General features: G+C 68.2%; 4 protein-coding genes and 1 pseudogene. 2 read left to right on the top strand and 3 right to left on the bottom strand.

The annotated features are described in order from the left end of the window. Both VML93_RS35565 and VML93_RS35570 read right to left on the bottom strand, forming a co-directional pair. The coding region (locus VML93_RS35565; protein WP_325618097.1) for a helix-turn-helix domain-containing protein at positions 1-420 on the bottom strand (420 nt) is incomplete at its 3' end. 36 nt (positions 421-456) lie between these two features. Then, a complete protein-coding gene (locus VML93_RS35570) occupies positions 457-2,757 on the bottom strand; it encodes a PE family protein (protein WP_325618099.1) in 2,301 nt (766 codons plus the stop codon). 439 nt (positions 2,758-3,196) lie between these two features. On the opposite strand from VML93_RS35570, the pseudogene VML93_RS35575 reads away from it, so the two are divergent. Beyond that, positions 3,197-3,826, top strand: a pseudogene (locus VML93_RS35575) (phosphotransferase-like protein). A gap of 63 nt (positions 3,827-3,889) precedes the next feature. Further along, on the top strand, positions 3,890-5,716 hold the full coding sequence (locus VML93_RS35580) for a PPE family protein (RefSeq protein WP_325618101.1): 1,827 nt from the start codon (positions 3,890-3,892) through the stop codon (positions 5,714-5,716). Here the strand turns inward: VML93_RS35580 and VML93_RS35585 are convergent. Then, a partial coding sequence (locus tag VML93_RS35585; RefSeq protein ID WP_325618103.1) for an AMP-binding protein occupies positions 5,709-7,154 on the bottom strand: 1,446 nt, incomplete at its 5' end. The genes VML93_RS35580 and VML93_RS35585 overlap by 8 nt on opposite strands.

Consider the following 7,154-nt stretch of genomic DNA (forward strand, 5'->3'; position numbering starts at 1 on the left):
CCGGGAAGCGACCCGGACCGCAGCCGGGCCCTCGACCGCGGCGACAAAGCGGACATTGGCGCCGTCGAGCATCCCGACGTGAATCGTTTCGCGCAGCCGTTCGCTGAGTGTGCGCATGACCGGCGTGGCGATCGCCGGAACATCGATGCGGCCGAAGATCGCGAACGCCACGCTGGTCAGCGCCGGGCCCGGCAGGTACGCCTTGGACACCGGGTCTTGGCGGACGAACCCGCGGTAGGTCAGCATCGCCAGCAGCCGGTGCGCGGTGGACGACGCCACACCCAGATAGCGGGTCGCCTCACTCAGCCGGATCTGGGGCTGGTCGCCCAACAGCAACAGCAGTTTCAGTGCGTTGTCGACGGACTCGATCGGGTACTGCGGCACAAGCGAATCGGCGGCCTTGTCGCTCTTGTTCGCCATGCCAATGACGTTACCTGCGACCCGTGGTCCGTGAGCTTAGCCGTGCGTGCCGTCGCTGCCAGGCTCGCCCTGATCGCCTTGGATACCGGCGGTGCCGCCCGTCCCACCGGCCGCGCCGCCCGCTCCACCGTCGCCGCCGAGTGCGAGATTTCCGCCGGCGCCCCCGTGGCCGGCCGAACCCGTGTGGCCGTCGCCGCCATCACCACCGTGGCCGCCCATGCCGCCAGTGCCACCGTCACCGGCCGCGCCCGCGGCGCCGGTTGCGCCCGCGCGGCCGATCGTCCCGCCGGCTCCGCCCGCAGCCCCGCTGGCGCCCCCTGCGCCCCCGGTACCGCCGGTGCCACCAACGCCGCCCACGCCGCCGCCGCCTCCGGCACCGCCGGTTATCAGCCCGGTCGTGTGGCCTGTTCCGCCGTCACCACCGACACCACCGATACCGCCGACACCGCCGAGTCCGCCGGCGCCGCCGACACCACCGGCGCCCCCGGCGCCACCGTTACCGATGAACCCGGCCGCACCGCCTTGACCCCCAATACCGCCCGTGCCGCCCGTGCCGCCGGTGCCACCGACGCCGCCCGTGCCACCGCCACCGCCGGCACCGCCAGTTGCATTTTGGGGGGAGACGGGTGTGCCGTCTCCGCCGTGGCCGCCGTTTCCAGCCGCACCCCCGACGGCGCCCGCGCCGCCGGTGCCGCCGGTCCCGCCCGCGCCGCCGGCGCCGCCGTTGCCCGCGAACGTCCCGCCGTTACCGCCGTGACCGCCGGCACCACCCATGCCGCCGCCACTAGCGGCAGCGGTCCCCTGGCCCCCCATACCGCCGCCTCCGCCGGCGCCCCCAACGGCAGTGCCGGTACCGAAATTGTCACCTCGTCCGCCGGTGCCGCCGGCGCCGCCCGCACCACCGTTGGACGCGCCCTGGGCGCCGTTACCGCCGACACCCCCGGTCGCCGTGCCGGAGGCGAACAAGTCGATGGCGCCCTGGCCACCGGTGCCGCCGGCGCCCCCGTTGCCACCGGTGGCGCCGGCGGTGCCTCCGGCGCCACCGTCGCCACCGAGCGCGTCATTCGTACCCTCGCCGACCGCCGTCCCGCCCAGCCCGCCGGGGCCGCCGGTCTGGCCATTACCACCCGCGGTGCCCGAGTTCCCCGTGTTGCCCACGATGGGGTTGGGCGTAGTCCCGTTTACAACGGGTACGAGGCCGGGCGCGGGGGGTGGGCTAGTCGAGCCGGGGTTCGTGCCGTCGGTGCCCGTCAGGCCATTACCGCCCTGGCCACCCGCACCGCCGGCACCAAACCAGTGCGCGTCGCCGCCATTGCCTCCAGTCCCGGGACCGATGAGGGTCGAGGCAGCGGCGCCACCCTGGCCGCCCGCACCACCGCTGCCCGCCAGGAACCCGCCGGCGCCGCCATCACCGCCGTTCGCGCCGTTCCCGCCAAGGCCGCCGACTCCACCATTGCCGTATAAGAATCCCCCGTCGCCGCCTTTACCGCCCAGCTGGCCAGCTCCACCCGCACCGCCGGTGCCACCGCCGCCGAAGACGTTCGCATTGCCGCCGACGCCGCCGACACCGCCGGTGCCACCCGAATCACCCGCACCGCCAAAGCCGCCATTGCCGAACACACCGCCTGCTCCGCCGTTTCCGCCGGCACCGCCGCCGGCACCGCCGGCCCCACCCGTACCGCCACTGCCAATGAAGCCCCCGGCCCCACCCACACCGCCAGTACCACCGGATGAGCCACCAACCCCGCCAGTGCCGCCATTGCCCAACAGGCTCCCGCCCGCGCCGCCCGCGCCGCCGTTAGCACCGGCCCCACCCTGGCCGCCGGACCCGCCAGAGCCGAACAACCCGCCCGCGCCGCCCGCGCCCCCGACTACGCCTGCGTTAGTCGACGCACCACCATTGCCCCCGCTGCCGAACAAAATCCCGCCGTCGCCGCCTGCCTGGCCCACCCCACCAACAGTTCCGCCGTCCGCGCCATTGCCGACCAGCGGGCGCCCTGCCACCGCCACACTTGACGCATTCACCGCAGCCATCGCCGCCTGCAAAGGCGAAGCATTGGCGGCCTCGGCGGCCGCATACGAACTCGCGCCCGAGGTCAGTGCCTGCACGAACTCATCGTGAAACGTCCCCATCCGGGCGCTCAGGGTTTGATACCCCTGCCCGTGCGAGCCGAAAAGCGCCGCAATCGCCGCGGACACCTCGTCCTCAGCAGCCGCCGCAATTCCCGTCGTTGGAGCCGCCGCAGCCGCGTTAGCTGCAGTGAGTGCAGACCTGATCCCCGCCAGGTCTGACGCCGCCGCCTGCACCGCTTCCGGCACCGCAATCACATACGACATGTGCAACCTCCCGCCAGGTCACGCCACCGCGCACAGGCTTAGAAGGCGAATCGTATCGCCGGTCTGGCTCGTTTACGGCGTATTGAGCAGTGCGAGGGCGCCGTTTGCCCAGTTAGTGGCGACGACGCATCTGTGAATATCGAATTCCGCCGGACAGCTGTTACACAGCCGCGGACAATCCTTTGGTACGAAATCCGCACCATTCTTCATGCTTTCGCCCGCAGCAAGTCCGCCCGCGCTCGTATCGTCCGTCGAGTTCGCAAGGCAAGCGGCGTTGCGTGTGAACTGACGGCTTTCAGTGTGCGGGTCGGATCTCCGCCCAGGCTTCACGCGCAAAGCCAAGGATTCACATTTGCCGCCCTTTGCCCGGATCTCGTTATGACGCTTATTGATTGGCAGCCCAGAAAAGCTGCGGTAACCTCTGGCGGCTATGGCGGATATGGCTGATACGGCCAGGGGCAAGCTGATCCTTCTCAACGGCGGATCCGGCGCCGGAAAGACGTCGCTTGCTTTGGCGTTTCAAGATGTCGCCGACGAGTGCTGGATGCACCTGGGCATCGACGTGTTCTGGATGGCCCTGCCCCCAAGCAACTCGATCTGGCGCGGGTGCGGCCCGAGTACTACAGCTGGGACAGCGTGGTCGAGTCCGACGGACTGGACTGGTTCACCGTGCATCCGGGCCCGATCTTGGACCGCGCCATGCACGCCCGCTACCACGCCATCCGGACCTACCTGGACAACGGCATGAACGTTGATCGCCGACGACGTGATCTGGAAACGCGAGTGGCTGGTGGACGCTCTGCAGATCTTCGACGGCTGCCGGGTCTGGATGGTGGGGGTGCACGTGTCGGATGCCGAAGGATCCCGCCGGGAACAGGAACGCGGTGACCGCTACGCCGGCTGGAACCGGGGCAGCGCCTGCGCCGCCCATGCCGACGCAGAGTACGACTTCGCGCTCGACACCACGGCCTGTCCGACTGCCACGCTGGCGCGCGATCTGCACGCGCGATACCAGGCATGTCGCGAGCCCACGGCTTTCCACCGGTTGCAGAAGCGCTTTCTGTCCTGAAACCCGGAAAATATGCCCGCTTCCTTATACCGTCGGATGGTCAGCCGAAGAGAGAGCAGCGCAGTGAATTTCATAGTTTTGCCACCCGAGATCAATTCGGCGCTCATTTTCAACGGTGCGGGTTCGGAACCGATGCTGGCGGCGGCGACAGCCTGGGACGGGCTGGCCGCCGAGTTGGGGTCGGCGGCCGAGTCGTTCGGGTCGGTGACCTCGGGGTTGGTGAGCGGTGGCTGGCAGGGCGCGGCCGCGGCGGCGATGACGGCCGCGGCGGCACCCTATGCGGCATGGCTCAGCGCGGCGGCAGCGCGAGCTGCCGAGACCGCCGGGCAGGCCACGGCGACGGCCGCCGCCTACGAGGCGGCGCGTGCGGCGACGGTGCACCCGATGGCGGTCGCGGTGAACCGCTCGCAGCTGGTGTCGCTGGTGACCTCAAACCTGTTCGGGCAGAACGCCCCCGCGATCGCGGCCGCCGAAGGCATCTACGAGGAGATGTGGGCCCAGGACGTGACCGCGATGGCCGGCTATCACGCCGGAGCCTCGGTGGCCGCGACGCAATTGGCTTCCCTGCAGCAGTCGCTGGCCAGTCTGGCAGGCCTGAACACCAGCATTGGCAACAATGGCTCCTGGAACTTGGGCATCGGCAACACCGGCAACACCAACCTGGGCAGCGGGAACACCGGCGACTGGAACCTGGGCAGCGGCAACTACGGCAAGACGAACTTGGGCAGCGGGAACATCGGCAACACCAACTTCGGCAGCGGAAACGTCGGCAACACCAACCTCGGCAGCGGAAACGCGGGTAACACCAACTTCGGCAATGGCAACGTCGGCAACCTGAACTTCGGCAGCGGAAACGGCAACACCGACACCGGCGGACCCCCCTACTACTCCGCCAACGGCAACGTCGGCTATGGCAACGTCGGGGACCGCAACTGGGGCTTCGGAAACTGGGGCGACAAAAACGTCGGCACCGGCAATTTCGGTTCGTCCAACTTCGGTAGCGGCAACATCGGTGACTCCAATTTCGGCGGCGGGAACCACGGTAGCGGCAACATCGGATTCGGGAACAACGGCAACAAAGACATCGGCTTCGGGCTCAACGGCGACAACAAGATCGGCATCGGCTCGTTGAACACCGGCTCCGGGAACATCGGTTTCGGCAACACCGGCAACAACAACATCGGCTTCTTCAACTCCGGCGACAACAACGTCGGCTTCGGCAACTCGGGCAGCGGAAACTTCGGCTTCGGGAATGCCGGGTGGACCAACACGGGCTTCTGGAACGCGGGCTCGGTGAACACCGGCTTCGGCAACGGCGGAGACTACAACTTCGGTTGGGCCAATGCGGGCATCAGCAATGTGGGCGCCGGCAACGTGTACTACGACAACGTGGGCTTCGGAAACGGGGGGTCGGGCAACACCGGCGGCTTCAACTCTGCCGACTACGGGACCAACACCGGTTGGTTCAACTCGGGCTACTTCAACACCGGCAGTTTCAACTCGGGCAGCGTCAACTCGGGCATCTTGAACTCGGGCAGCTACAACCCAGGTCTGGGCCACTCGGACACCCCGGCCGGTGCGGACAACTCAGGCTTCGGCAATACCGGATACAACCTTTCCGGCAAGTTCAACACCGGCAGCGATTCCTCCGGCTACCAGAATGTGACCGATCCCGACTACGGCTACACCTCAGGTGTGGGCAACGAGGGCGGCCGCGGCCACGTCGGGTTCTTCAACTCCGGCTTCGCCAACGCGGGCTTCTTCAACACCGGAAACCACACCGCGGGGATCTGGAACTCGGGCATCTACAGCTCGGGTGTGGGCAACGTGGGCAGCGGTAGCTCAGGGTTCTTCAACACCGGCGACGGCAAAGCCGGCTTCTTCAACTAGTCTGCGCCACTTGAGCTTTCGCCCACCGGTAGTCGGCTTTGCCGGACGGTGACCGCTGCAGCTTGGCGCAGAAGACAACCTCTTTGGGCAGTTTGTAGCGGGCGATGTGGCGCGCGGCCTCGGCGACGATGCCGTCGGAGTCGGCCTGGGCACCGTCGGCCAATTGGACGAGTGCGACGACTTCGTTTCCCCACCGGACGGAGGGCCGGCTCGTCACCACCACGTCGTAGACCGCGGGATGCTCGGCTATCGCAGCCTCGACCTCTTCGGCGAAGATCTTCTCGCCGCCGGAGTTGATCGTGACGGAATCCCTTCCGAGCAGCTCGATTTGGCCATCGGAGTCCCAGCGCGCCCGGTCGCCCGGGACCGAATGCCGGATCCCGTCGATGACGGGGAACGTCCGCGCGGTCTTCTCCGGATCGCCGAGGTATCCCAGCGGAATGAGGCCCTGCTGGGCCAGCCAGCCGATCTCGTCGTCGCCCGGCGACAGGGTCCTGGTCATGTCCTCGCTGACCACCACCGCGCCGGGGTTCGGGACAAACCGGCCCGACGCGCTCTGCGCGCGATTGGAGAACTGCCCCATCTGCGCTCCGGATTCCGACGACCCGCCGGTGTCCATGACCGTCACATTGGGCAGCAGCTCGACGAATCGTTGCTTGACGGGGGCGCTCAGCGCGGCTCCGCCAGTGACCAGAACCAGCAGCCCGGACAGGTCGTAATTGCCGGACTCGAGTTCGTCGACCAACGGCCGGCCGAAGGCGTCGCCGACGAACGACAGCGAAATCACGCGTTCCCGGCTGGCCAGCGCCCACACCTCGGCCGGATCGAAATGCGTGGTCGTCGGCGCCATCACGAACGGCCGTCCGCCGGTCATGTTGATGAATGCCGCCCATTGCGCCGCACCGTGCATGAGCGGGGCAGCCGTCATCGAACCCGGCGCCTCGGGCCGCGATCGCTCGACGATCTCCTCCAGGCTGGTCACCACATCGCTGGTGCCGAAGGTCCGGCCACCCATCGCGTTCAGGAAGATGTCGTGCTGGCGCCACAGCACGGCCTTGGGCATTCCGGTGGTGCCGCCGGTGTAGAGGACATAGAGATCGTCGGGTGACGGGACGACGTCGAGTGGCTCGTCGTCCAGCTCGGACATTGAAGCCAGCAGCTCGTCGTAGCGCACCGCCCCGGGTAGCGGATCGTTTCCGGATCCGTCGTCGACGTGGATCAGGCGCGGCGAGGCACCCATTTTCTGCAATGCGTCGGCGAGCGTCGGGGCGAACCGCGCGTGGTACATGATCGCGTCCGCGCCGGCATTGCCGAGTAGATACACCAGTTCGTCGGCGACGTAGCGGTAGTTGACGTTGAACGGGGCAACCCGGGCCTTGTAGGCGCCGAGCATGGCCTCGAGGAATTCGTTGCAGTTCGCCATGTACAGGCCGAGGTG

This window comes from Mycobacterium sp. (assembly GCF_035499775.1).
In the GTDB taxonomy this organism is placed as follows: Bacteria; Actinomycetota; Actinomycetes; order Mycobacteriales; family Mycobacteriaceae; genus Mycobacterium.